General features: G+C 71.7%; 20 protein-coding genes. 2 read left to right on the plus strand and 18 right to left on the minus strand.

Features of this window, described 5'->3' with window-relative positions:
• Positions 1 to 47: 47 nt before the first annotated feature.
• From OU996_RS03230 to OU996_RS03315, 18 genes are all read right to left on the minus strand, one after another.
• Positions 48 to 413 (minus strand): thiol-disulfide oxidoreductase DCC family protein, encoded by a 366-nt coding sequence (locus OU996_RS03230; RefSeq protein ID WP_267584223.1) that lies wholly within the window; start codon positions 411 to 413, stop codon positions 48 to 50.
• On the minus strand, positions 410 to 1,399 hold the full coding sequence (locus OU996_RS03235) for an NAD(P)/FAD-dependent oxidoreductase (protein WP_267584224.1): 990 nt from the start codon (positions 1,397 to 1,399) through the stop codon (positions 410 to 412). The genes OU996_RS03230 and OU996_RS03235 overlap by 4 nt, the downstream gene beginning before the upstream one ends.
• A complete protein-coding gene (locus OU996_RS03240; RefSeq protein ID WP_267584225.1) occupies positions 1,396 to 1,860 on the minus strand; it encodes a DUF3429 domain-containing protein in 465 nt (154 codons plus the stop codon). Before OU996_RS03240 ends, OU996_RS03235 begins: the two co-directional genes overlap by 4 nt.
• A gap of 197 nt (positions 1,861 to 2,057) precedes the next feature.
• Positions 2,058 to 2,378 carry a thioredoxin gene (trxA, locus tag OU996_RS03245; RefSeq protein ID WP_267584226.1) on the minus strand — a complete coding sequence of 107 codons (321 nt, stop codon included), beginning with the start codon at positions 2,376 to 2,378 and terminating at the stop codon, positions 2,058 to 2,060.
• Positions 2,379 to 2,453: 75 nt separating this feature from the next.
• The gene (addA, locus tag OU996_RS03250; RefSeq protein ID WP_267584227.1) at positions 2,454 to 5,888 is read right to left on the minus strand and encodes a double-strand break repair helicase AddA; all 3,435 of its coding nucleotides are present in this window, start codon (positions 5,886 to 5,888) and stop codon (positions 2,454 to 2,456) included.
• Positions 5,885 to 8,938: a double-strand break repair protein AddB gene (gene addB, locus OU996_RS03255; RefSeq protein WP_267584228.1), complete on the minus strand. Its 3,054-nt coding sequence runs from the start codon at positions 8,936 to 8,938 to the stop codon at positions 5,885 to 5,887. Before addB ends, addA begins: the two co-directional genes overlap by 4 nt.
• Positions 8,939 to 8,960: 22 nt before the next feature.
• Positions 8,961 to 9,695 carry a nucleotidyltransferase family protein gene (locus OU996_RS03260; RefSeq protein ID WP_267584229.1) on the minus strand — a complete coding sequence of 245 codons (735 nt, stop codon included), beginning with the start codon at positions 9,693 to 9,695 and terminating at the stop codon, positions 8,961 to 8,963.
• Entirely contained in the window at positions 9,692 to 11,533 is a 1,842-nt protein-coding gene (gene tsaE, locus OU996_RS03265) for a tRNA (adenosine(37)-N6)-threonylcarbamoyltransferase complex ATPase subunit type 1 TsaE (protein ID WP_324290726.1), read from the minus strand. The genes OU996_RS03260 and tsaE overlap by 4 nt, the downstream gene beginning before the upstream one ends.
• A 4-nt stretch (positions 11,534 to 11,537) precedes the next feature.
• Entirely contained in the window at positions 11,538 to 14,156 is a 2,619-nt protein-coding gene (locus OU996_RS03270; protein ID WP_267584230.1) for a sensor histidine kinase, read from the minus strand.
• Positions 14,157 to 14,345: 189 nt separating this feature from the next.
• Positions 14,346 to 15,323, minus strand: coding sequence for a cysteine synthase A (gene cysK / locus OU996_RS03275; protein ID WP_267584231.1), 978 nt, complete (start codon positions 15,321 to 15,323; stop codon positions 14,346 to 14,348).
• Positions 15,324 to 15,483: 160 nt separating this feature from the next.
• Positions 15,484 to 15,927: an RrF2 family transcriptional regulator gene (locus tag OU996_RS03280; protein ID WP_267584232.1), complete on the minus strand. Its 444-nt coding sequence runs from the start codon at positions 15,925 to 15,927 to the stop codon at positions 15,484 to 15,486.
• 67 nt (positions 15,928 to 15,994) lie between these two features.
• The gene (gene dut, locus OU996_RS03285; protein ID WP_267584233.1) at positions 15,995 to 16,480 is read right to left on the minus strand and encodes a dUTP diphosphatase; all 486 of its coding nucleotides are present in this window, start codon (positions 16,478 to 16,480) and stop codon (positions 15,995 to 15,997) included.
• A complete protein-coding gene (coaBC, locus tag OU996_RS03290) occupies positions 16,480 to 17,709 on the minus strand; it encodes a bifunctional phosphopantothenoylcysteine decarboxylase/phosphopantothenate--cysteine ligase CoaBC (protein WP_267584234.1) in 1,230 nt (409 codons plus the stop codon). Before coaBC ends, dut begins: the two co-directional genes overlap by 1 nt.
• A gap of 239 nt (positions 17,710 to 17,948) precedes the next feature.
• Positions 17,949 to 18,170: an amino acid transporter gene (locus tag OU996_RS03295; RefSeq protein WP_267584235.1), complete on the minus strand. Its 222-nt coding sequence runs from the start codon at positions 18,168 to 18,170 to the stop codon at positions 17,949 to 17,951.
• Between the two features lie 12 nt (positions 18,171 to 18,182).
• Positions 18,183 to 19,751, minus strand: coding sequence for a 2-polyprenylphenol 6-hydroxylase (ubiB, locus tag OU996_RS03300; protein ID WP_267584236.1), 1,569 nt, complete (start codon positions 19,749 to 19,751; stop codon positions 18,183 to 18,185).
• A 4-nt stretch (positions 19,752 to 19,755) separates the two neighbouring features.
• Positions 19,756 to 20,529, minus strand: coding sequence for a bifunctional demethylmenaquinone methyltransferase/2-methoxy-6-polyprenyl-1,4-benzoquinol methylase UbiE (ubiE, locus tag OU996_RS03305; RefSeq protein ID WP_267584237.1), 774 nt, complete (start codon positions 20,527 to 20,529; stop codon positions 19,756 to 19,758).
• A gap of 138 nt (positions 20,530 to 20,667) precedes the next feature.
• On the minus strand, positions 20,668 to 21,693 hold the full coding sequence (locus OU996_RS03310) for a L,D-transpeptidase (protein WP_267584238.1): 1,026 nt from the start codon (positions 21,691 to 21,693) through the stop codon (positions 20,668 to 20,670).
• Positions 21,694 to 21,838: 145 nt separating this feature from the next.
• Complete coding sequence (locus tag OU996_RS03315; RefSeq protein WP_267584239.1) at positions 21,839 to 22,366, minus strand: hypothetical protein; 528 nt, start codon at positions 22,364 to 22,366, stop codon at positions 21,839 to 21,841.
• Between the two features lie 199 nt (positions 22,367 to 22,565).
• Between OU996_RS03315 and OU996_RS03320 the strand changes: the two genes are divergently transcribed.
• Together OU996_RS03320 and OU996_RS03325 are read left to right on the plus strand one after the other, a co-directional pair.
• Entirely contained in the window at positions 22,566 to 23,108 is a 543-nt protein-coding gene (locus OU996_RS03320; protein ID WP_267584240.1) for a GNAT family N-acetyltransferase, read from the plus strand.
• A 3-nt stretch (positions 23,109 to 23,111) separates the two neighbouring features.
• Positions 23,112 to 24,029, plus strand: coding sequence for a DMT family transporter (locus OU996_RS03325; RefSeq protein ID WP_267584241.1), 918 nt, complete (start codon positions 23,112 to 23,114; stop codon positions 24,027 to 24,029).
• Positions 24,030 to 24,041: the final 12 nt, after the last annotated feature.

Genomic DNA, 24,041 nt, shown 5'->3' on the forward strand with positions numbered 1-24,041 from the left:
ACGGCGCTGCGCGCCCGCTCTGGCATTCCCGAAGCCGGGCTCGACGTCTAGCGCGGCGCCGCTGGCTCGAAGCTGCGGGCAAGGCGTTGAAGAAGGGGTCGTAGATGGAGAAAGCCGCGATAGGCCACCTCCAGCCCCGCCAGCACCAGCCGGTTGCGCGCGGCAAGGCCGAGCGGGCGCAGCAGCGGGATCTGCCGCCACATGGCGGCGAAGGCGGCGGCACCCTGATAGAGCACGCCATCCTCCTGCGCGTGGAAGCGCGCAAGCATCGCGCCCCGGTCGCGCGGGCAAGTCCCGTCACCATGCAGATCGACGAAGGCGATGCGGTTGGTGCGGTCGAGCCGGCGCATCGTCGCGATTTCCCGCCGGCAGAGCGGGCACTGCGAATCGTACCAGACGGTGACGCGGCTCATGACAGCCCCGCTTTGATGCGGTCGGCCAGCGACAGCGCGGCGAGGCATACCTCCTCGATCCGGCTGGTCAGCGCCCAGTCGCTGGTGGCGGCAAGGCTAGACGCCACATCATACCAAGGGCCGGAGCGCGGCGTGGAGGCCACGAGCGCCGAGCGCCAGCGATGCGCCCGCACCAAGGCCGGGGCGCCCAGATCCACCGGCAGCGTGCGGCGCAGCGCCTCCAGCAATACGGGCTCCAGCGCGGGGCCGGTACTCGCCTCATGCAGCGCCGACCAGGGGCTGCGCGTATGAGCAACCAGCGTCGTGTGGGCGGCGTTTCGGCCGGGCTTGGAACTGTCCACCCACACAGAACGGATCGGCCCATCCTGCACCTTGGCGGCGATCCACGGCGCCGGCCAGGGGCTCTCCCACGCGACCATCAGCGCATGGCGTGGCTTCATCGCGCCCTGCGGCAGCGTGTCAACCGGCACCGCCGGACCGAACAGCGCCCGCGTCTGGTGAGGCGGGGCGGTGGAGACCACCAGATCGAACCGGCCGAGCGGCACGCCGGCGGGGGACGCAAGATCATACCCGCCGCCCTCTCGCCCGCCGACCGCCAGCGGGGCCACCTCGGTCCCGACCTGTATGTCGAGCCCCGTGGCGAGGTGCTGGGCGATCGCGTTCATGCCGGGCACACCGACCAGATGGCGCTCAGTCCACAGGCGCGGCCCGATGATCCGCCCGCCGGCGAGGTTCACCACCGGTCCCGCCCATTCCGCCACCACGCCCGCCGCGCGCAACGGCGCCAGCCAGGCGTCGAACTCCGGCGTGCGGCAGGTGAAGCAGGGCGCGCCATGGTCGAAGTTGAAGGAGCCTTCGCGGCGGGTGGAGGTGCGCCCGCCCAGCCCCCGGCCCTTTTCGAACACGGTGATGGCTGCGACGTCCCTGAGCGCATGGGCCAGCGTCAGCCCGCCGACCCCGCCGCCGATGATCGCGATCCGGCTCATGCGAGCCTCCCGGCGGCAAGGGCGGCCAGCGCGAGGCAGGCAAGGGTGACGACGGCGCTGATCGCCGCGCGCAGATGCCAGAACCAGAGCGGCCACAGCCCCACGCGCCAGAGCTGGCGGTCCACCCCCGCCAGCGCCGGAAACAGCACGGCGAAGAGCAGGAAGCCCGGCGTCGGCGGCAGCAGCGCGCCGAGCCAGCCCAGCAGCGCCGCGCCATTGCTGGCGATGAGCAGCCTTATGCCGAAGCGGTGCGGCTCCAGCAGCGCCGCCGCCCAATGAATGCCGGCGATGAAGGAAGCGATCACCGCCGCATAGATCGGCACGACGGCGAGCGCGGCCCCGCCGCCCGAGGCGAGGTCGACGATGCCCCCGAGAAAGGGCAGCGTGCCCGCTCCCGCCAGCAGCCAAGCGAGACGGGTAAAGGCGGGTGGTGGCGCGGCGGCTACGGTACGCGTGTGCATACGGGAGATACGCAGCAGCCCCCCGCATGGATGCCCCCGTCACGCGGCAGAGACACGCGGCGGGGATGCGCGACCGTTCACGCGGTCAGCGGCGCCGGCTGACAGGCGGCACGCACGAAAAACCCCGGCGCGGCGGAGCGGGCCGGGGTTTTCGCAATGCGGGTCGTCACGGCACGGTCAGAGCGGCGACAGCCGTCTCAGATCGAGCTGTTGATCCACTGCAGCATCTTGGCCTTCGGCGCCGCGCCGACCTGGCGCGCGGCGATCTGACCGTCCTTGAACAGCAGCAGGGTCGGGATCGACATGATGCCGTACTTCGACGCAGTGTTCGGGTTCTCGTCGACGTTCAGCTTGACGATCTTCACCTTGCCGTCCAGCTCGCCGGACACTTCGTCGAGCACCGGGGCAACCATGCGGCAGGGGCCGCACCACTCGGCCCAGAAATCGACGATCACCGGCCCGGACGACTTCAGCACGTCGGCCTCGAAGCTGCTGTCCGACACTTTTTCAACGCTCATGGCGCATACCTCTATACGGGAATTAACAAGTTGCCCCCAACGTAGGTAGCCGCCCTAGCTTGCGTCAAGGCAGCGTCACGGCGACGTGACGCCGTCCCCAGCCTGCGCCAGCGCCACGGCGTCCAGCGTGAAGGCACGCGGACCCGCCGTATAAACCAGAACGGCGCCGATCTCCTTGCCCGGAAACAGTTTCCTCAGCAGCCGGGCATAGACCGCGACCTGCCGCACATGCGCGGCCGGCAGGTCAGCCGCGCGCGCCGGGACATGCCGATCGGTCTTGAAATCGGCCACCAGCACGCGGCTTTCCGTCACCGCGAGCCGGTCGATTCGGCCGGAGACCGGCGTGCCGTCCTCCAGCGTGCCGACAAGGGGCACCTCCGCCTGCCCGCCAGCGGCGAAGAGCGGGGCGAGTTCCGGCAGGTCCAGCACCGCCAGCACCTCGGCCAGCAGCGCCTCGCGGGCGGCCTCCGGCAGATCCGAAGCCGCCGCCAGCAGGCGCCGGCCGGGTGCCGCGCGCTCATGTGCCGGCACGCCGGCAAGGGCGGCCATCAGCCGGTGCAGCAGCTCGCCGCGCGCGCGCGCCGCTTCCATCGCCTGCCGGTCCGGCGGAATGACGGGCCCGGCCGAAGAGGCGGACGGCGACGCGGAGGGCCGCAGCGCCGGGCGCGGCATCGCCATCCCCGCCGGGGGCGCCGCGAGGCGACGGGCGAGGTCAAGCTCCGCCGCGTCGGGGGCGGGCGTAGCCTCGGAAGGGACGTTCACGCTGCCGGGCAGCGCCTCGTCGGGCGCGCGCCAGCGCTTCACCGTGCCCTCGAAACCGAGGGCGGGATGCTCCACCGCGTCGGGCGCCAGCGCGTCATGGACGAGGTTGTACCAGCATTCCGCCGGCCGGGCGCGGTTGCCATCCGCCCCGCACAGCACAAGCGCCGTCTCCGCGCGGGTCAGCGCGACATAGAGCAGGCGGCGCTGCTCGTCCTGCTGGGCGGCATCCTCGGCCTGCCGGGCGGCGGCGATGGCGGGGGTGTCGCGCTTCTTCGAGGGGGCGTGGACGGCGATGCGTCGCCCATCCGCCCGCTCCACGCGGACCAACCCCGCCGTGCGGCGGGTCATCGGCCCGCCGGTGGTGTCGGCGAGGATCACATAGGGTGCCTCCAGCCCCTTGGCGCCGTGCACGGTCATCACCCGCACCTCGTCACGCCCGGCTTCCATGTCGCGCTTGGCCTCGGCGCCGCCGCGCCGCAGGAAGGCAAGGAAGCCAGCGAGCGAGGGCGCCTCGACGCTCTCATAGGCGCGGGCGAGCGCCAGCATCTCGTCGAGCGCATCCGCCGCCTCCGGCCCGAGCCGGGCCAGCATGGCGGCGCGCCCGCGCTCGCGGCCAAGCACGCGGGCGAAGAAATCGAAGGGCCGCAGCCGCCGGGCTTCGACACGCAGCCGCGCCAGCCGCTCCACCGCCGCCGCCCAGCGCGGGTTCTCCCCCGCGCGGGCCCGCAGCGTCTCCTCGAGCCGGCCCGTGCGCCCCGGACAGAGTGCCATCAGATCGTGGTCGTCAAAGCCGAAGAGCGGGCTTTTCAGCGCGCAGGCCAGCGCCAGTTCGTCATCGCGCGCCAGCAGCGCGTCGCCCAGCGCCATCAGGTCCATCACCGCGATATGCTCGGCCACCACCAGACGGTCGGCGCCGGCGACCGGCACATGCGCCTGCTTCAGCTCGCGGATGATCGCCTCGAACAGCCCGTCGCGCCGGCGCACCAGAATGAGGAAGTCCCCCGGCCGCGCCGGGCGCGCGCCATGCCGCCCGCTCAGGGGGAAACGCTGCGCGATGCGGGCGGCAATGTGGCTGGCAATGTTGCGGGCGAGCCGCGCCTTGGGATCGTCGGCCGCCGGGGCGTCCAGCGGGCGCTGCCAGGCGTCGATGTCCACCGCCTGCGTCGGTGCCTCCGGCTCCCACAGCTCGACCAACGCCGGCAGCGCGTCGTGGATCGCCTCATGCACCGGCCGCACATTCTCCGCGGACAGGCCGCGATGCGCCGCCGGCTCGGTGAACACCGCATCCACCGCCGCCAGAATGCCGGGCGCCGAGCGGAAGGAGTGCTTGAGCGGGATATGCGCGAAGCCGCTGCCGCCGGCGCGCTCGAAATCGCGGCGGACCGTGTCGAAGCGGCGCGGGTCCGCTCCCTGGAAGGAGAAGATCGACTGCTTCTCGTCGCCCACCACGAAGAGCGAGCGGCCGATGCCGAGCGGATCGGGCCGCGCGCCCTCGCCGGCGAAGAACTCGGCGACCAGCGGGCGGATCACCTCCCATTGCTCGGGGCTGGTGTCCTGCGCCTCGTCGAGAAGCACATGGTCGATGCCCTGATCGAGCTTGTAATGCACCCAGGCCGAGGCGCCGGAGGCGAGCAGCCGCCGGGCATTGTTCACCAGATCGGCGAAGTCGAGCACGCCACGCGCGGCCTTGGCCCGCTCATAGCGCCGGATCGACTCGCGCCCGAGGGTGAGCACGGCGCGGCTGCGCTGATAGGCGCGGGCGGCGGCGAGCAGCTTGGCGAGCGGGGCCACGCGGTCGCGCTCGGCGAGCAAGGCGGGGTAGCGTTCGCGCACCTTGGCCGGGCCGAACTGGCTCTCGCCATAAGCCTCGCCATCATCCTTCAGGAAGACCGAGGCATAGGCATCCGCCGCCGCATCGGCCGGGGCGGCATCGGCAGCGAGCAAAGCGCGGCCGCGCCGCGCGCAATTGCCGCCTTCCTCGATCAACGCTTCGCCCAGCCCGCGCCACGCGCCGCGGGACAGCAGCGCCTCATCGACGATGCGCCGCTCAACATCGCGCGGGTCGATCGGCCCGGCGAGGCCGACGGCATCGGCCAGCTCCGCGTCGCTGGCTTCCAGCGCCTGCGGGTCGGCGACCACCGCCTCGATGATCTCGGTGATGCCGGCGTCCGACACCTGGTCAACGAGAAGGCCCAACGCCTCGCCGAGCGCGCTCGCCGGCGCACCGGCGGCCTCCAGCACGACCTCGGAACGCAGGCGGGCGAGCAGTTCCTGGCGGCTCGGCTCGTCCAGTTCGCCAAAGCCTGCCGGCACGCCGGCCTCGAAGGGGAAGGCGTGCAACAGCGCGCCGCAAAAGGCATGGATGGTCTGGATCTTCAGACCGCCCGGCGTCTCCAGCGCCTGCGCAAACAGCCGGCGGGCGCGGGCGCGGCGCAGCGCATCCACCCGCCCGCCATCGGCGGCGATGATGGCGGCATCGAGCGCCGCATCGTCCAGCGTCACCCAGCGGCGCAGCTCGTCCAGCACCCGGTTCGCCATATTGGCGGCGGCGGCCTTGGTGTAGGTGAGGCAGAGGATGCGACCCGGCGGCACGCCGCGCATCAAGAGCCGGATCACCCGGCGCGCCAGCACATGGGTCTTGCCCGAGCCGGCATTGGCCGAGACCCAGGCGGAGATGGCCGGGTCCGAGGCACGGGACTGGAGCTCGGTAGCCGCGCGCAGCGCCGGCGTGGCGGGAAGTCCGCTCATTCATCGCCCTCCCCGGCCGTCGACCATTCCTTCACCCGCGCGAGATGGTCGTAATCACCGAAGCGTCCGCGAAACATCGGTCGCGCCAGCGAGGCATAGCCGACGGAGGGGTTCTCGAAGGCGGCGATGAGCTGTTCCAGCCGCGCGCGCGTTTCCTGCGCCAGCAGGGCGGCGGTCGTGTCCTTTTCCACGCCGCGGGTCTCCTTCACCTCGGTGACGCCGAGGCGGACATAGACCAGCCCCGCTGCATCTTCCGCCGGCACGTCGCGGAAGCCGCCTTCCGCCGCCATGGCGGCTTCCAGCGGCAGTTGCGGCGAATAGCCGGCCGCCACCTGCTTGGCGCTCGGCACCACGCCGGTCTTGAAGTCGACGATGGCGAGCCCACCGGCGCGCAATTGCTCGATGCGGTCGGCGCGGCCGGTCAGGGTGAAGCGCCCGCCCGCCAGCGGCAACCGTCCGCCAATCTCGGCGAAGACGCGCCGCGCCTGCGGCCGGCGCCCACGCTCCCAGGCGAGGACGCGCGGCACCAGCCGCTCGAAGCGCGCCCACCACAGCGCATATTCCGCCGGAAAGGCTTCGAGCGGGGCAAAGGCGTGCCGGCCATAGTCGCGCAGCACCGCTTCGGCATCCGTCGGCAGGGCCTCGGGAAAATCGCGCGCGAACGCGCCCAGCGCCTCGTGAATGGCGCTGCCGCGCTCGGCCGCGCCCGGCTCCTCGTCGAAACCGTCGAGCGGGACGAGGCGCAGCACATGGCGGGCATAGATGGTGTAGGGGTCGCGCAGCCAGGTCTCGATCTCGGTCACGCTGAGCCGCGTCGGCCGCAGTGCCAGATCCGGGGCGGGCTGCGGACGCTCGATGGGTTTCACGCGCGGCGCGGTGTCGATGAGGCCGGCGAGCCGCCGGAAGCGGTCGCCCCGCGCCAGCGCCGCCGCCCAGCGCTCCGGGCCACTGACGGCGGCGAGGCGCTGGAGGAAGCGCGAGGGCACGGTCGGCGCGCCGCCCATCTTGCGCGGGCGGGAGAGGATGAGTTCGGGCGCGCCGCAGGCCTGCACGAAGTCATGGGCGGAGAGGCCGATGCGCCGCTCCGGCGCCTCCAACCCCAGCGCCGCCCGCATTGGCCGGCTGAGCCAGGGGTCGGTGCGCACCGTGCTCGGCCAGGTCTGCTCGACAAGGCCGGCCAGCACCGCGCGGTCGGCGTGGACCATGCGGGCTTCCAGCGGACCGAAGATGCGCAGCCGGGCACCCAGGACCAGCGGCGGGCGCACCGGCCGGTCGGCCAGCAGCAGCGGCAGCGCGGCGGCGTAGTCGGCAAGGCTCATTGCCGGGGCGAGGCCCGCCCCTTCCGCCATCGCCTCGAAAGCGCCGGCAAGGTCGGCGAGCGCCGCCTCCTCGGTAAGCGTCCCGCCATCCGGCCCGCTCCACGCCGCCTCGATGGCCGCGCGATGCGCCGCGAGCAGGGTGGCGAAGGGATGGGTGCCCGCGTTGAGGGATGCGAGAGGGCCGAGGGCGGCGGCGAGCTGGGCGGCCAGCGTCGCGGCGCGAGCGCGCGTTCCCTCGTCCAGCGCCGCGCGCGGGTCGCTGCGGTGGTGCTGCGCCGGATCGAACCCCTCCACCGCCGCGCGCAGGCCATCGGGGCCGGCGGCCGGGCGGGGGCCGCGCAGCACCATGAGTTCGAGCGCATCGGCGGCGGCGTCGAGCTCGGCGGCGGCAAGGCCGAAGCGCGCCAGCGTATGACGCAGCAGCGCGGTGAGCGGCACCGGCGCGAAGCCTTCCGCGCAGGCATCCGCCACCAGCCGGGCAAAGCGGCCGGGCACGCTTTCCGACAGCGGCTCGCCGGCGGAATCGTCGATGGCGACGCCGAAGCGCAGCAGCTCCGCCGCCACGCGGCGCGCGAGGTCGCGGTCGGGCGTGATGAGCGCGCCGGTGGCGCCGGGCGTCTCCAGCACCTCGCGCAATGCGACGGCGATGGACAACGCCTCCTCGCGCTGATCCTCCGCCTCGATCAGGCTGAGGCCGGCAAAGGCGGCCTCCATGGCGGGGCCCGGCAAGCGTTCGTCCAGGCTCGCCCAGGCTTCGGTGGTGGCGACCGGGCGCAGCGCCTCGGAGAGCAGCGCCTCGCGCCCATGCGGGGCGGGCTCCGCGAGGCTGATAACGCTCGTGCGCGGGGCGCGCATATGGCGCTCCAGCAGCAGGGCGAGGCCGAATTGCGGGTGGCTGGCGGCGGGCGCCTCCTCATCGCCGAGTGCCGCCCAGGAGCGCTCGTCGAGATGGGTGTCGAGGCCCGGCAGCACGACACAGCCGCGCGGCAGGCGGGCGACGGTGGCGAGCAGGCGCCCGGTCGCCGGCATCGAGCCAGTCGAGCCCGCCGCGATTACCGGCCCCGCATCCGGCAGGCTGGCAAGGCGGGCGGCCTCGGCGGCGATCAGCGTGTCGCGCCGCACGCTGGCATCGACCTCGCCGCGCTCGGCCAGCAGCGCCGGCCAGAAATTACGGGCCACCTTCAGGAAATCGAGCGCCATGTCCCAATAGGCATCGTGCTCGCCGGGCACCAGCGTGTCGAAGCGCGACCACGGCACTTCCTGCGCCGCCATCTCGTCGATCAGCTTGCCCAGCGCGTCGGCCAGCGCCAGTTCCGCACCGGGACCGGCGGCGACAGCGACGCGGCCATCATCGGCGCGCAGTGCCCGGCGCCAGGCGGCGACGAGATTGGCGAGCGCGAGGCGCCGCGTTGTCGGGGGCACGGCGCGCGGCGGGCCGGTGAAGCTCTCGGCGAAGGCGAGCGCATCCTCGTCGACATCGCCCAGCGGCACGATGCGCGGCAGCAGCGTCACCCCGCCGGGCATGCGCGCGGTCAGCGCCTCGGCCAGCAGGCGTCCGGCGCGGCGGGTCGGCAGGAAGATGGTGGCGGAAGCGAGCGCCAGCGGGTCATGGCCGGGGGCGAAACCCTCGATCAGCCGTCCGTCGAGCAGCGCATCGGTCAGGGTCGGCAGAAAAGGCGCCGAGGGCGGGATGGTAAAAAGGCGCGGCGGACGGCGCAGCACGTCGGTCATGCGGCGTCATCCCACCTTTGGCTCACGCCGTCGAGCGGCGGATGGCTTCCTCCGCCTCGGCGATGGCCTCGGGCGTGCCGACATGCATCCATGTGCCTTCCATCCGCATCCCAAAGAGCCGCCCCTCCTGCGCCGCGCTGCGGAACAACCGGGCCAGCGAGAAGGCGCCGTCGGGCGCGCCCTCGAACAGGCGCGGCGACAGCACCGCCGCCCCGGCATAGACGAAGGGCGTCACCAGCCGCTCATGGCGCGGCTCCAGCCGGCCCTCGCGGTCCATGGTGAAGTCGCCCGCCCCGTCATAGCCGATGGACGTCGCGGTCGCCGCGAGCAGCAGGCGCGCATCCATGGTGGCGGGATCGAAGCCGGCGGCAAGCTGGACGAGGTTCGTCCGGATGCCCTCGATCCAGATGGTGTCCGAGTTGATGGAATAGAAGGGCTCCGCCCCGAAGAGCGGCAGCGCCCGGACGATGCCGCCGCCGGTATCGAGCAGCGCGTCGCGCTCGTCGGAGAGGATGAGCGCGGGCGGTCCGCTGCGGCGGGCGAGATGGGCTTCGAGGATGTCCGCCTTGTAGTGCAGGTTGACCACGGCGGTCTCGACCCCGGAATCCGCGAGCCGGTCCAGCACATGATCGATGAGCGGCGTGCCATCCACCTCGACCAGCGGCTTCGGAATGCGGTCGGTCAGCGGGCGCATGCGTGTGCCGAGGCCGGCGGCAAGCACCATGGCGCGGCGGATCGGGGAGGCGGGAGACGTCATGGATGCGGTGTCGGGTTGGTCGGCGCGTCGGGCGGCAACTCAGGCGGAAGATCAGGGGTCTCGGCGGAGGCGACGGGATCGGGCGCGCCCAGCTCTTCCGGCGTGACCGAGGTGGATGACGGGGCGATGACATCCGCCGGCGGGGCAGCGCGGGCGGCCTCGGCGGGCGGCGGGGGAACCGGCGCGGGCGGTGGCGCCGCCGGCGCGGGCGCCTCGCGCGCCAGGAAAGAGGGCGGGGCCGCGGCACGGGCGGCGCGGATCATCTCGGCCGGCACCTCGCCCTCGGGCGGGGGCACATGCTGGGCGAACCAGGCCCGCAGCGGGGCAAGATCGGTGAAGGCGAGGCTGCGCTGGAGATAGAGCCAGATGCGCGGAATGTGCCTGAGATAGCCCGGCTTGCCGTCGCGGTGGTTCAGCCGGGCGAAGATGCCGAGGATCTTGGTCGCGCGCTGCGCGCCCATCACCGCATAGGAGGCGGCGAAGGCCTTGAGGTCGAAATCCGGCGCCTCGGCCCGGCGCGCCTTGAGGTAACGGCCGAGCAGCGCCAGCTCCAGCTCCTCCGGCACATCGACACGCGCATCCTGAGTGAGCGAGACCACGTCATAGGCCGGTGGGCCCATCAGCGCGTCCTGGAAATCCAGGAGGCCGATCTGCTCCAGCCCGTCGCGCTCCTCGATCCACATGAGGTTCGGCGAATGGTAGTCGCGCAGCACCCAGGTCGGCGCCTGCGCCAGCGAGGCGGCGAGCGCCTGCGTCCACAGCCGGCGAAAGCTGGCGCGCGCGAGCGGACCGGCCGGCGGCAGGCCGCGATGCGGCAGATACCAGTCCAGCAGCAGCTCGACCTCGATCAGCATCGCCTCAATGTCATAGGGCGGGATCACATGGTCGATGCCCGGCGCGACGGGCAGCGTGTCGGGCAGCTCGCTCGCGTGCAGGGCGGCAAGCACGTCCACCGCCACCTCATAGCGCTCCGGCATGGGTGCGGGCGGGGTGCCGGCGAGCACGCCCTCCTCGCCGAGATCTTCCATCACCAAGAGCCCCGCCTCGAGATCGGCGGCGTAGATGGTGGGGGCCGAGAAGCCGAGCCCCTTCAGCCCGCGCGCCAGCGCGACGAAGGGCTTCACGTCCTCGGCGATATGGGCAATGGCGCTGTAGGGCTTGCCGTCGCGCACCGGCGGTCCGTCCGGCCGGCGCGGCGCGTTCATCAGCACGGCGTTGCGGCGCGAGCCGACGAGGCGCTCATAGGTGCGGGTCGAGGCATCGCCCTGCAAATGGCGGCGCTGGGCCGGGCCGAAGCCGGCAGTGTCGATCAGCGAGCGGATGGCGCGCATGCGCTGCAGCGCGCCGGCGAGCCTTCCATGGCCGAGCAGGCGCACCCGGCGGCGCTGCTCCGGCGCGTCCGGCGGGATGCTGATGCGCAGCTCCAGCCGGTTGGCCGGCAGCGCGCCCTCGCCGGCCCGCTCGGGCCACTCGACCAGCGTCACCGCGCCGTCGGTCAGGTCGTACCAGCCGATTTCCTCAAGCTCGGAGGAATCGCCGAGCCGGTAGAGATCGGCATGCACCACGCGGTGGCGCGGCAGGTCATAGGTCTGGATCAGCGTGAAAGTCGGGCTCGGCACTTCCAGCAGCGGATCCTGCGCCAGCTCGCGGATCAGCGCGCGGGCGAGCGTCGACTTGCCGGCGCCGAGGTCGCCTTCCAGCGCCACCACATCGCCCGCCTGAAGCAGGGCGGCGAGGTCCATGGCGAGGCGGCCGGTGGCGTGCTCGTCCGGCAGCACCACCTCCCAATGGGCGACGGCCGGGGCGGCGACGGGGGCGGTGCTGCGGGGATCGGCCATGGCGCTACTCCGCCGCGATCCGGCCGGTGCCGGCTTCCAGGGGGAACGTACAGGTGACCAGCGTGCCGCCGCCCGGCGCCGGGCTCAGGGTGATGGTGCCGCCATGCAGCGCCACCAGCGAGCGCACGATGGACAGGCCCAGCCCCGCGCCGCGATGGCGCGAGCCGGCGGTGTGGCTCTCGAAGCGGTCGAACACGCGCTCGGCCAGCTCCGGCGGCACGCCCGGCCCCTCGTCGCGCACGCGGAAGATCACCTCGCCCTTGCCGCGTTCGGCCGAGAGCGTGACGGTGGTGCCTTCCGGCGCGAAGCCGACGGCGTTGGACAGCAGATTGTAGAGGATCTGCCGCACCCGCTTGGCATCAGCGCGGAAGGTGCCGGAGGCGCTGCCGGGCTCGATGGCGAGGCGGATGCCGCCCTCGGCGAGGCGGTCGCGCACCCCCTCGGCCGCCGCCTCCATGGCCGCGCGGACCTCCACCTCGGTGACATCGAGCGTCATCGCCCCGGCGTCGATGGTGGCGAGGTCGAGAATGTCGTTGATGATGGCGAGCAGCGCCGCGCTGGATTCGGTGATGTGGCCGACATAGGCGCGCTGGCGGGTGTTGAGCGGGCCGACGCCGGCATCGTCGAGCAGCTGGGCGAAGCCGATGATGGTGGTGAGCGGCGAGCGCAGCTCATAGGAGACGTGGCTGACAAAGGTGCTCTTGAGGTGGTCGGCCGCCACCAGCGCCTCGTTGCGCTCCACCAGCGCGCGCTCGACATGCACGCTGTCGGTCACGTTGCGCAGCGTCACCAGCGTGCCGCCATCCGGCAACGGCTGGGTCGAGCCGTCGAGAATGGCGCCGTCGCGCCGCTCCATGCGGAATTCGGTCGGCAGCCGCGCCTCGATGCCGGTGACGGCGGCGCGCAGGCGCGCCCAGACCTCCGCGTCCCCGCCGAGCGCGCGGCAGGCCTCGGCCACCTTGTCGATATGCGGATGGGCGGCGAGCAGCGCGGCGTCGAGCTTCCACAGCCGGGCGAAGGCGGAATTGCTGAGGCCGAGCCGGCCATCGCTGCCGAACACCGCGACCGCCTCGGCCAGCGCGTCCAGCGTCTCGCTCTGGATGCGGATCAGCGCATTGTAACGGCTCTCCAGCGCGAGCCGCTCGGTAACCTCGTCGAAGAGATAGGTGACGCCGCCTTCCGGGTTCGGCGCGGTGACGACGCGCAGCGTGCGCCCGCCCGGCAAATGCCACCAGTGCTCGCGCGGCTCGATGGCGCGGTAGGCGCTGTGCAGTTCCTCGCGCCACAGGCGGAAATCGGCCTGCTCCGGCAGGCGTCGGGCGGCGCGCAGCCGGTCGAGCACCGCCGGGTCGGTCGGCCGGTCGTCGAGGAAGCCGGGATCGAGCTCGAACAGGCTGGCATAGGCGGCGTTGTGGAAGACGAGGCGCTGGTCGGCGCCGAAGATCGCCACGGCGGTGGCGAGCTGGTCGAGCGTGCGGCGATGCGCGCTCACCACATGGGCAAGCTCGGTGCGCACGCTCTCCGCCTCGGTGGCGTCGAGCGCGATGCCGGCGACGCCCGCGGGGGTGCCGACCTCCAGCACGTCGAGCACGCGGCGGCTGCCGGCGACCACGACGGGCATGCGGGCGGCGAAGGGCGTGCCATTGGCGCGGGCCTGCGCGGCCTGCGCACGGGCTTGCTGATCGATGAGATGCAGGCCGCGCTGGGCGGCCTCGTGCCCGTCGCGCGCCTCCACCGCATGGACATAGGCCGCATTCACCCAGCGCAGCTGCCCGTCGGCGGAGCCCATCCAGGCGGGGGCCGGCAACGCGTCGAGCAGGCGGCGCAGCGCGGCGGTCTCGGCGTCGAGCGCGCGGTAGGAATCGCTGAGCCGGGCATGGTCGAGCCGCACGCCGGTAATGTCGCGCAGGCGCAGGATCACCGCGGAGCCAACCGGGCGGCCATCGGCCTCGATATGGCGGCCATCCTGCGTCGCCAGCGTCAGCGCCAGCGGCATGCCCGACGCCCGCAGCCGGTCGACGCCCGCTTCAAGCTCACGCGCCGAGGACGGGGCAAGCCAGGCGCCATAGGCGAGGATGCGGGTCGGCGCGGCGACGCCGGTAAAGGCGGGCGTGTTGCCGATGATCTCCGGATCGGCCCCCGGCTCGCGCCAGACCACGACGATCTGCGGCTCCGCCATCAGCAAAGCGCGCCCTTCCTCGATCCGGGCCTCCAGCCGCGAGATCTCGCCAAAGGCAAAGCCCTCGCGCTCGGCGGCGAGCCGGCGGAAGCGCACATGCACGATGGCGGTGGTGGTGGCGAAGGCGATGAGGCCGAGCACGAGAGCGAGCGCGATCAGCGCCTCCGGCTCCAGCGCAGCGACCGCCGCCAGCAGCCCGGCCACGGCATCGGGCGTCGTCGTGCCCGTCTGCGCGGCAAGACCGCCAGCCGGCAGGGCGACGAGCAGCACGGCAAGCACGCGGCGCATGAGGCGCGGGCCGCGCTTCGGGCGCGGCGCGGAAGCGGCGGAAAACAGCGGCAGGTCGTGTTCCGGCTCCGGCGAGGCGGCGTACAGGCCGAACACGGGCGCGCGGGGCGCGGACGCATGCTGCGCCGGGCGCGGCTCCGCACCGTTCCCGTTCATGGCCTGGTCTCTGCCGGCCGGCTGCGCCATCCGCGCCCGTCCCCCCTTGCCGACTGTCGATTCCCGGTGCGTCACGTACCGGTCGCGCCGCCTGCCGCGCAACCGAATCACCGAGACTTTACCCAAGCGGGAGTCGCACTAGAAGGGCGGCGACCGAAAGCGGTGCCGCCCTCTGGGGATGGCGGGGGATCAGAGGCCTTCAAACAGCGGCGTGGAGAGGTAACGCTCGGCGAAGGACGGGATGATGACGACGATGGTCTTGCCTTCATTCTCCGGGCGGGCGCCCACTTCCAGCGCCGCCGCGATGGCCGCGCCGGAGGAGATGCCGACCGGAATGCCCTCAAGGCGGGCAATGGCGCGGGCGGTTTCGAAGGCGGTCTGGTTGCCCACGGTCACCACCTCGTCGATCACCGCGCGGTCCAGCACCTCCGGCACGAAGCCGGCGCCGATGCCCTGGATCTTGTGCGGGCCGGGCTGGCCGCCGGAGAGCACCGGGCTGTCCTCGGGCTCGACCGCGACCATGCGAAGGCTCGCCTTGCGGGGCTTCAGCACCTGGCCGATGCCGGTGATGGTGCCGCCAGTGCCGACGCCGGAGACAACGATGTCCACACCGCCCTCGGTGTCGTTCCAGATTTCCTCCGCCGTGGTGCGGCGGTGAACGGCCGGGTTCGCCGGGTTGCGGAACTGCTGCGGGATGATGGCGTCCGGCAGATCCTTCACCAGTTCCTCGGCCTTGGCCACGGCGCCGCGCATGCCCTGCGCCGCCGGCGTCAGCACCAGCTCGGCACCGAGCAGGGCCAGCATCTTGCGCCGCTCCACCGACATGGATTCCGGCATGACGAGGATCAGCCGGTAGCCATGGGCGGCGGCGACGAAGGCCAGCGCGATGCCGGTATTGCCCGAGGTCGGCTCGACCAGCACGGTGCCCGGACGGATGAGGCCGGCCTCTTCCAGAGCCTGGATCATCGACACGCCGATGCGGTCCTTCACCGAGCCGATCGGGTTGAAGAATTCGAGCTTGGCGAGGATGCGGGCCTTCACGCCACGCTCGGCGGGCAGCCGGTTGAGCTGCACCAGCGGGGTATCGCCGACGGTCTCGGTGATCGAGCTATAAACCTTGCCGCGCCCCACCTTGGCGGGAGCGGACGTGTTGACGGCCTCGGCCATGAACGTCTCCTGCGAAGACGGGGGCCGGAAGCCAGGAGCCTGGAACCGGCAGTCGCCCGCCACGTTGCTTGTTGCGCGGGTCCGCTTTGCGCCGCCCGCTCGTTGAGCTATGGCTAGCCTATTCACGACGTTGTGTCGAGGATATAAATAATTAACAAAATTAAATGGTGAAATCGATTCCCTCGGGCAATCCCTTGCGCAGCGTGTCCTGCGCGGCCGCCCGGCAGAGATCCTCCACCGTCACCCCGTCCAGCGCCGATTCAAAGGCCCGCTCGGCCTCGGCCACCGCCGGCTGCACGATGTCGCGGACGATGGCGGGCGCGGTCTCCAGCGCCTCGTCGGCCTCCGCCTCCACCACGCGAACCACTTCCGCCACGGTGATGCGGCGGCGCTCACGGGCGAGCTCATAGCCACCGCGCGGGCCGCGCACGCCCTTCAGCACGCCGGCATGGACGAGGGCCTGCAGCACCGGCTCAAGATGACGGGGCGGAAGGTCGTGCCGCGCGGCCAGCGCCTTGGCGGCCACCGGCATGCCGCGCGCGTGCAGCGCGACGTCGACGACAGCGGCGATGGCGAGCAGGCTCTTGTCGGACAGGCGCGGCATGGCTCTCGTCGGTTCGGGCGGCAGGACGGGCGCGAGGCAGCGGCCGCAAAGGGCCGGCACGCCTTGGCTAACCCGTTATCGCCGCCGCGTCGAGACCCGTGGAGCCGAATCCACCGCTACCGCGTGTTGTTTTATCCAAATTCCCAACGACAACCGGATGAACCCGCGTCACCGGCGCCACCACCATCTGCGCGATACGCTGGCCGCGGGCGATCTCCACCGGCTCGGCGCCGAGATTGACCAGGATCACCTTGACCTCGCCGCGATAATCCTCGTCCACCGTGCCCGGCGCATTCAGCACCGTCAGCCCCTGCTTGAGGGCCAGCCCCGAGCGCGGGCGCACCTGCGCCTCGAAGCCCGCCGGCAGGGCGATGGCGATGCCGGTCGGCACCGCCGCGCGGGCGAGCGGGAGAAGCGTCAGCGGCGCGTCCTCGGGCAGGGCGCAAACGAGATCGAGCCCCGCCGCCCCGTCGGTGGCATAGGCCGGCAAAGGCAGGCCCTCGCCATGGGGCAGCACCGCGATGGGCAGGTCGAGAAGAGCGGGGGCTGTCATCAGGGGGTCTCCGGTCCGAGAAAGGCGGCGATGCGCGCCACCAGACGCTCGGCCACCTCCGCCTTGGAGGCGGCGGGCCAGGGCTCGCCACCCTCCGCGCTGATGAGATGCACCTCGTTGCGGTCGCCGCCCATTACCCCGCCCTCGATCCCGCTCTGGGCCGAGACGTCATTGGCGACGATCCAGTCGCAACCCTTGCGGGCGCGCTTGGCGGTGGCATAGGCGACGACATTCTGCGTCTCCGCCGCGAAGCCGACGACGAGGCGCGGGCGCCCCGCGCTGCGCTGGGCGACGCCGGCGAGAATGTCGGGGTTCTCGGTGAGAGCGAGCGCCGGAAGCGCGCCGCCGTCCTTCTTCATCTTCTCGCCCGCCTCGCTCGCCACCCGCCAGTCGGCCACCGCGGCGGCGAAGATGGCGGCATCGGCCGGGAGCGCGCCTTCCACCGCCGCCAGCATCTGCCGGGCGGTCTCGACGTGATGGACGATGACGCCCACAGGGTCCGGCAGGTTCACCGGGCCGGCCACCAGCGTCACCCGCGCGCCGGCCCGGGCGGCGGCGGCGGCGATGGCGTGGCCCTGCTTGCCGGAAGAGCGGTTGGCGATGTAGCGCACCGGGTCGATCGGCTCATGGGTCGGACCGGAGGTGATGAGCAGGTGCCGCCCGGCAAGCGGGCCGGGCGCGGCGGGCGCGAGCAGCGCCCCGGCGGCCGCGACGATCTCCAGCGGCTCGGCCATGCGCCCGGCCCCGGCCTCGCCGCGCTCGGCCATCTCCCCCGCATTGGGGCCAACGAAATGGATACCGTCTGCCCGGAGCTGGCCGACATTGCGTGATGTGGCCGGATTCGCCCACATCAGCGGGTTCATGGCGGGGGCCAGAAGGGTTGGCCGGTTGCTCGCCAGCAGCACGGCACTGGCGAGATCATCGGCGAGGCCATGCGCCATCTTTGCCATGAGGTCGGCGGTTGCTGGCGCAACGATGACGAGGTCCGCCTCGCGGGAGAGCCGGATATGGCCGATATCCTGCTCCGCCTCGCGGTCGAACAGCTCGGTGAACACTTGGCTATGCGCCAGCGCGCCGGCCGCCAGCGGCGTGACGAAATGCTGCGCGGCCGCCGTCATCACCACGCGCACCCGCGCGCCGCGCTCCTTCAGCCGGCGGATGAGGTCGAGGCTCTTATAAGCGGCGATGCCGCCGCCGATGATGAGCAGAACCGTCTTGCCTGCGAACATGCCGATGTCCCCGGGGGAAGTCGCCTTGCGCTATAGCGCGCTCCGCCCGCCGCGCACAGGGGCAGGCGGCCAGCACGGCGAAAGCCGGCCGTAACAACGCTCAACGACGACAGCGTTCGGGCGTCACTCCGCCGGGCCGATATGAGGACGGCGGTCACGCGAGGCGACCAGATAGACAATGCCGCCGACGATGAGGGCGCCAACCGGCATGATCAGCAGCAGCAGAAAATCCGCAGTCGTCATGACACAAGGCTCCCGAGAAGACGCCGTGCGAGAAAATGTAGGGCGATGCTGCCCGTGAGGCAAATCACGCTGATGGCGGCGATGCCAAGGGCGGGTGCCGCGCCACCGTTCAGGACCGAGACAATCGGGCCAACGCCGCCGACGGCCATCACCGCGATGGCGACCACGTTCAGATAGGTTGCGGACAGTTTCGTTCGCTCATTGTGAACGAGGCTCACGCGGCACCTCCCTCAGAACAGCAGATGCCCCGCCAGCAGCCCGGCGATGACCCACAGCGCGATGGTCATCCAGCGATTGCCGCGCCCTTCCGCCCGGCCGATGGCCTCCATCGTCTCCGGCGCCAGCGCGATGCCGTCGCGGGTGGCGGCGTCGAGCTGGGTGGCGATGCGCTGGCCCTGCGCGATCAGTTCCGGCAGCGTCTGCAGCGAGCGGCCGAGCGCGCCGAAGCCGTCCGCCACTTCTTCCAGCCGCCCGGCCGGGCCGAGATTGCGCTCGATCCAGGTGCGCACCACAGGCTCGGCGGTCTTCCACATGTCGAGACGGGGATCGAGATTGCGGGCGACGCCCTCGACGACGACCATGGTCTTCTGCAGCAGCAGCAGCTCGGGCCGCGTCTTCATGTCGAACAGCGCGGTCACCTCGAACAGCAGGGTCAGCAGCTTCGCCATGGAGATCTGGTCGGCGGGGCGGGAGTGGATCGGCTCGCCAATGGCGCGGATCGCCTGCGCGAAATCCTCCACCGAATGGTGCGGCGGCACATAGCCGGCCTCGAAATGCACCTGCGCGGTGCGCAGCCAGTCGCGGGTGATGAAGCCGTAGAGGATTTCCGCGAGGAAGCGGCGTTCCTTGTGGCCGAGCCGGCCCATAATGCCGCAATCCACCGCCACCAGCCGGCCCTGCGGATCGACGAACAGGTTTCCCGGATGCATGTCGGCGTGGAAGAAGCCGTCGCGCAGCGCGTGGCGCAGGAAGGACTGCATGACGATGCGCCCGAGTGCGGGCAGGTCATGCCCGGCGGCGCGCAAACCCTCGGCATCGTTCAGCTTCACGCCGTCGATCCATTCGGTGGTCAGCACCTCGCGGCCCGTGCGGTCCCAATCGACCGCCGGCACGCGGAAATCCTCTTCCGCCTCCGTATTCTGCGCGAGTTCGGAGAGCGCGGCCGCTTCCAGCCGCAAATCCATCTCCATGGCGACGGAGCGCGCGAGCGTGTCCACCACCGCGACGAGACGCAGGCGCCGCCCCTCCGGCGAGGCCCGCTCGCCGAGCCGCGCGGCACGGTAGAAGGAGGACAGGTCGACCCGGAAGCGCCGCTGCACATCCGGGCGTAGAACCTTCACCGCAACGCGACGCGTTGTGCCATCGGCGCCCAGCACCGTGCCCTGATGCACCTGCGCGATCGAGGCGGCGGCGAGCGGGCCGCTCAAGGTCGCGTAGACTGCGCCGGTCGGCCGGTCGAAATTGCGCGCGATGGTCGCGTCCGCCACGGCCTGTGGAAAGGGCGGCATCCGGTCCTGCAGGAGTTCCAGGTCGTGGGCGAGCTGCGGGCCGACCACATCCGGGCGCGTGGCGAGGAACTGGCCGAGCTTCACATAGGACGGACCCAGCCGGGACAGCGCGGCGCCGAGGCGCTCGGCGCTGGAGGCGGGCCCGCGCCGCTCCACCAGCCGCGCGAGACGGAACAGCGGCTCGGAGCCAGGAGGCAGCAGGTCGGGGTCGATGCGCGAGAGCACGCCCTCGCGCGCCAGCACGAAGCCGGCATGGGCGAGGCGGAGAAAATCACCGAGGGGAGTGGCCACCGGCTCAGATCCGCACGCCGGCGTGCAGGCAGACGATGCCGCCGGTCAGCGGCGTGTAGCCGACGCGCTTCAGCCCCGCCTCGCGCATCATCTGCGCGAACAGCTCGGGCGCGGGAAAGCGGCGGATCGATTCGACGAGGTACTGGTAGGATTCGGCGTCGCCGGTGACCATCTTGCCCATGCCGGGGATCAGCTTGAACGAATAGGTGTCGTAGATCGCGTCCAGCATCGGCACGTCGACGCGGGAGAATTCCAGAACAAAGCATTTACCGCCGGGCTTCAGCACGCGGCGCATCTCGGAGAGCGCCTTGTCCATGCGCGGCACGTTGCGGATGCCGAAGGCGATGGTCGTGGCGTCAAACGAGCGGTCGGCGAAGGGCAGGCTCTCGGCATTGGCCTCGACGAATTCCACCCGCTCGGCGAGGCCCAGCGACGCGGCGCGCTCGCGCCCGACACCGAGCATCCCGCCATTGATGTCGGCAACCGTGGCGCGCGTGCCGGCCCCGCCCGCCTCGACCGTTCGGAACGACACGTCGCCCGTGCCGCCGGCGACATCGAGCAGCGCGAAGGGCCGGTCGGTCTTGGGCGGGCGCAGGCGGGAGACCAGCAGGTCTTTCCACACGCGGTGCAGGCCCATCGACATGAGGTCGTTCATCAGGTCGTAGCGGCGCGCGACCGAGTGGAACACCTCGTCCACCATGCGCTGCTTCTCGCCCAGCGGCACGGTGCGGAAGCCGAAATGGGTCTCGCCGCCGCTCTCAGCCTCGCTACCCGCCATGTGCCGCTCCTGCTCGCGCTCGCAAAATCGCGCGGACCCAAAATCGCGCGGACCATAGCGGAGGGACCGGCCGGCTCCAAGCGCCGGGCGGGGGCAGGAGCCATGCAGACGGGGGATGGCCGGATCAGATGCAGCGCATCAGATCACCCGCACGAGCGCGCCGACACGCACGCGCTCATAAAGATCAGTCACATCCTCATTGCGCAGGCGGATGCAGCCGGACGACACCGCCTGGCCGATGGTTTCCGGCTCATTGGTGCCGTGGATGCGGTAGAGCGTGTCGCCGAGATAGAGCGCGCGGGCGCCGAGCGGGTTTTCCGGCCCGCCTTCCATCACCCGCGGCAGGTCCGGGCGGCGGGCGATCATCTCCGCTGGCGGGCGCCATTCCGGCCATTCACGTTTGTTGCTGATGTGCTGCGTGCCGCTCCAGGCAAAGCCTTCCTTGCCGACGCCGATGCCGTAGCGCAGCGCCGTGCCATTAGCCTGCACGAGATAGAGATAGCGCGCGCCGGTATCGACGATGATGGTGCCGGGAGGATCGGCGCTGGAATAGCGCACCAGCTGCTTGTTGTATTTGGGATCGACGCCCTTGCCGCCGCTGGCGCTGCGGTGGATCGGCAGAGGCGGGCCGTCCTCGTCATAGGAGTTCTCGACATCATAGCCGCCCCCCGGCGCGACGGCGGCGGTGCGCGTCGCGGACGGACGGGTGGGCGCGGCGCCCACCGCGCCGGGCGGCAGGACGACGTCCCCGCCAGCATAGGTCGAGGCCGGATAGGCTGGGCCGGCCGAGGTCGTGACCGTGATGGTGCCACGCGGGGCCGCAGTGGTGCCGCCCGTCCCGCCACCGACCACGCGCGCGGTGCCGCCATAGCCGGCGCCAACATCGACGCTCGGGCGCGGACCGGCATAGCTCGGGGGATAGACGCTCGCCGCGCCCGGCTGCCAGCCGGAGCCGCCCCAGCTATTGGTTGCGGGGCGGGCGCGGGCGGGCGCCGTGCCGCTGCGCTGGCCGGAATAGAGCTGGTAGGAGGAGGCGAAGCCCTCCATGCCGCTTTGCGCCTGCGCGGCGCCTGTGGCCGCCAGCAAGAGCAGGGCGGCGCTGCCGGTCAGGACGCTCCCGCGCAGCGCGGCGGTGAGGCGGGCGAGGCACGAATCAGCGCGCATAGGGGGCAATCCGGCACCAGGGAATGAACCACAGGTTGGTTCCCCATGGTTAATTTCCGGTTAGTGCCGAATTACCGCCGCGCCAGCGCGGGCGCGGCCCGTTCTCAGGGCAAGGTCAGCTCAGATGCGCTTGGCTCAGCCGCTCTCAGGGGCAGCGCACATAGACCATGGTGCCGTAGCGGCCGGCCACTTCCGGGTCCATCCACTTCAGCACCAGCACCTGCCCGTCGAAGCGCACCACCTCGCGGTCGGTCTGCGAGCCCGGCGGCTCGTCCGGCAGGCCGATATAGATCGGGCCGGGCGCGACCTGCTTCGACACCACCTCGGAAGGCTGCGACTGGTCGGCGAGATACATCATGAAGCCGCCCGAGGGGCCGGCGCTGATGACATAAGGCTGGCGGCAGCCTTCGCGGGCCTGCGCCTCGGTGCGCGCCGCGTCCTCCGGCCGGTGATAGGCGGCGAGGCCCCATTTGCCGATGACCTGCTGCGCCGTGATGGGCGAGGTGAAGCGCGGCATGGCCGGCTCCATCGGCTGCGGCGCCGATGTCTGATTCGTGGCCGAGCAAGCCGCGGTCAGCGCGGCGAGCGCCGTCAGCCCGGCCAGATTGACCAGGCGGCGGCGGTCCATCAGGCGGCTGGTGGGGCGGCTATCGGGGAGACGGGCAAGCTTCATCGACGACTCCGGGACGGACGGGTGCCGGTACAACGCTCGAGGGTCCGGCATGGGCCCATCACATTCAATTCGTGCACCAGCATACGGATTACGCTTTACGCGGAAAGACCTTGCGAACATAGTCCGCCCGCGCCGCCGCGTCGAATTCTACACGCAGTCCCGCCCGATTTTTTACGACGCCGGTGGCCGGAGTGCTGTCGTGACCGCCTTTCACCTGCGCCCGGCCGAGGATGCCGATGGCGATGCCATTGCCGCGCTGATCGAATCGGCCTTCGCGGAATATCCCGGCTGCATCTTCGACCGCGCCGCCGAATTCCCCGAGCTCGACGCCATCGCCCGCCATTTCGCCGCCCGCGACGGCCTCATCTGGGTGGCCGAGGATGAGGCGGGCGTCATCGGCTCGCTCGCCATTGCCCCCACCGGCGATACCGACGCCCCGCCCGGCGCGCTGGAGATCACCAAGGTCTATGTCGCCGCCCGCGCCCGCCGCCGGGGCATTGCCCGCGCGCTGATGGACGCCGCCCGCGCCGTCGCCGGGATGCGCGGCGCGCCGGAAATCCGGTTGTGGACCGACACGCGATTCACCAACGCGCACCGCTTCTACGAGGTCTGCGGCTTTCGCCGGCAGGGCGAGCCGCGCGAATGCCATGACCTCTCCGCGACGTGGGAATATGCCTACCGCCTCCCCCTCCGCGCCGGCGCGCCGGCGGAACCGGGCGCCGTCCCCGGCCGGGCGGACTGATCCATGATCCGCTTTCCCTCCGGCGCTGGTGTCAAGCTGGCCCTGCTCGGTCCCGCCATGGCGGCGATTGCCGGCATCGGCCTGCTCTCCATCATGGACGCCGTCATCAAGCACGCCTCGGCGAGCCATTCGACGCCGCAGATCGCGGCCATGCGCTATGTCTGCGGCACGCTGATCGCCTTCGCGGTGTTCCGCGCGCTGCGCACGCCCTGGCCGAGCCGCGCCACGCTGCGCCCGCATATGTGGCGCTCGGTGGTAGTCGCGGCGACGGCGCTGAGCTTCTTCTACGCCCTCGCCGTGCTGCCGCTCGCCGTGGTGCTGGCACTCTCCTTCACCGCGCCGATCTTCATCGCCCTGTTCGCGGCCCTGCTGCTGGGCGAGCGGCCGGACCGCACCATCATTTTCGCCCTCGTGCTGGGCTTTGCCGGCGTGCTGGTCGTGCTCTGGCACGAGGTGGAGGGCGCGGGGGCCGGCAATGCCTGGGGGTTGGCGGCCGCGCTCACCTCGGCCGTGACCTATGCGCTCTCCATGGTAGCGCTGAAGAGCCGGGCCGCGCATGACCCGCTGCCGACCATCGTACTGCTGCAGAACCTGCTGCCCGCCTTCATCATCGTGCCGCTGGCGGTGCCGAGCTGGACCGCGCCGGCGCCGTCCGAACTCGGCACCTTCCTCATCATTGGCGCGCTCGGCACGGGCGGCCATCTGCTGATGGCTTCGGCCTATAAGCGCGCGGATGCCAGCCGGCTCGGCGTGTTCGAATACACCGCCTTCATCTGGGCGGTCGGCATCGGGTTCTTCGCCTTCGCCGAGGTGCCTTCCATGAGCACGCTGGCGGGCGCCGCGCTGATCGTCGGCGGCGCGCTCATGGCGTCCCGCCGCCCCTCATCGGCGCCCGAGCCAGACGTCGAGATCGGGCCGTAAGGGACGAGCCTC

This window comes from Ancylobacter sp. SL191 (assembly GCF_026625645.1).
Classification (GTDB): domain Bacteria; phylum Pseudomonadota; class Alphaproteobacteria; order Rhizobiales; family Xanthobacteraceae; genus Ancylobacter.

Bases quoted from the DNA above. Each gene is read 5' to 3' on its own strand.
- OU996_RS03310 (WP_267584238.1), bottom strand. From the start codon at position 21,693: ATGCGCGCTGATTCGTGCCTCGCCCGCCTCACCGCCGCGCTGCGCGGG.
- OU996_RS03240 (WP_267584225.1), bottom strand. From the start codon at position 1,860: ATGCACACGCGTACCGTAGCCGCCGCGCCACCACCCGCCTTTACCCGT.
- OU996_RS03230 (WP_267584223.1), bottom strand. From the start codon at position 413: ATGAGCCGCGTCACCGTCTGGTACGATTCGCAGTGCCCGCTCTGCCGG.
- coaBC (WP_267584234.1), bottom strand. From the start codon at position 17,709: ATGTTCGCAGGCAAGACGGTTCTGCTCATCATCGGCGGCGGCATCGCC.
- OU996_RS03325 (WP_267584241.1), top strand. From the start codon at position 23,112: ATGATCCGCTTTCCCTCCGGCGCTGGTGTCAAGCTGGCCCTGCTCGGT.
- OU996_RS03280 (WP_267584232.1), bottom strand. From the start codon at position 15,927: ATGCCGCGCCTGTCCGACAAGAGCCTGCTCGCCATCGCCGCTGTCGTC.
- OU996_RS03235 (WP_267584224.1), bottom strand. From the start codon at position 1,399: ATGAGCCGGATCGCGATCATCGGCGGCGGGGTCGGCGGGCTGACGCTG.
- OU996_RS03270 (WP_267584230.1), bottom strand. From the start codon at position 14,156: ATGAACGGGAACGGTGCGGAGCCGCGCCCGGCGCAGCATGCGTCCGCG.
- cysK (WP_267584231.1), bottom strand. From the start codon at position 15,323: ATGGCCGAGGCCGTCAACACGTCCGCTCCCGCCAAGGTGGGGCGCGGC.
- trxA (WP_267584226.1), bottom strand. From the start codon at position 2,378: ATGAGCGTTGAAAAAGTGTCGGACAGCAGCTTCGAGGCCGACGTGCTG.
- tsaE (WP_324290726.1), bottom strand. From the start codon at position 11,533: ATGGCCGATCCCCGCAGCACCGCCCCCGTCGCCGCCCCGGCCGTCGCC.
- dut (WP_267584233.1), bottom strand. From the start codon at position 16,480: ATGACAGCCCCCGCTCTTCTCGACCTGCCCATCGCGGTGCTGCCCCAT.
- ubiE (WP_267584237.1), bottom strand. From the start codon at position 20,529: ATGGCGGGTAGCGAGGCTGAGAGCGGCGGCGAGACCCATTTCGGCTTC.
- addA (WP_267584227.1), bottom strand. From the start codon at position 5,888: ATGAGCGGACTTCCCGCCACGCCGGCGCTGCGCGCGGCTACCGAGCTC.
- OU996_RS03260 (WP_267584229.1), bottom strand. From the start codon at position 9,695: ATGACGTCTCCCGCCTCCCCGATCCGCCGCGCCATGGTGCTTGCCGCC.
- OU996_RS03315 (WP_267584239.1), bottom strand. From the start codon at position 22,366: ATGAAGCTTGCCCGTCTCCCCGATAGCCGCCCCACCAGCCGCCTGATG.
- addB (WP_267584228.1), bottom strand. From the start codon at position 8,938: ATGACCGACGTGCTGCGCCGTCCGCCGCGCCTTTTTACCATCCCGCCC.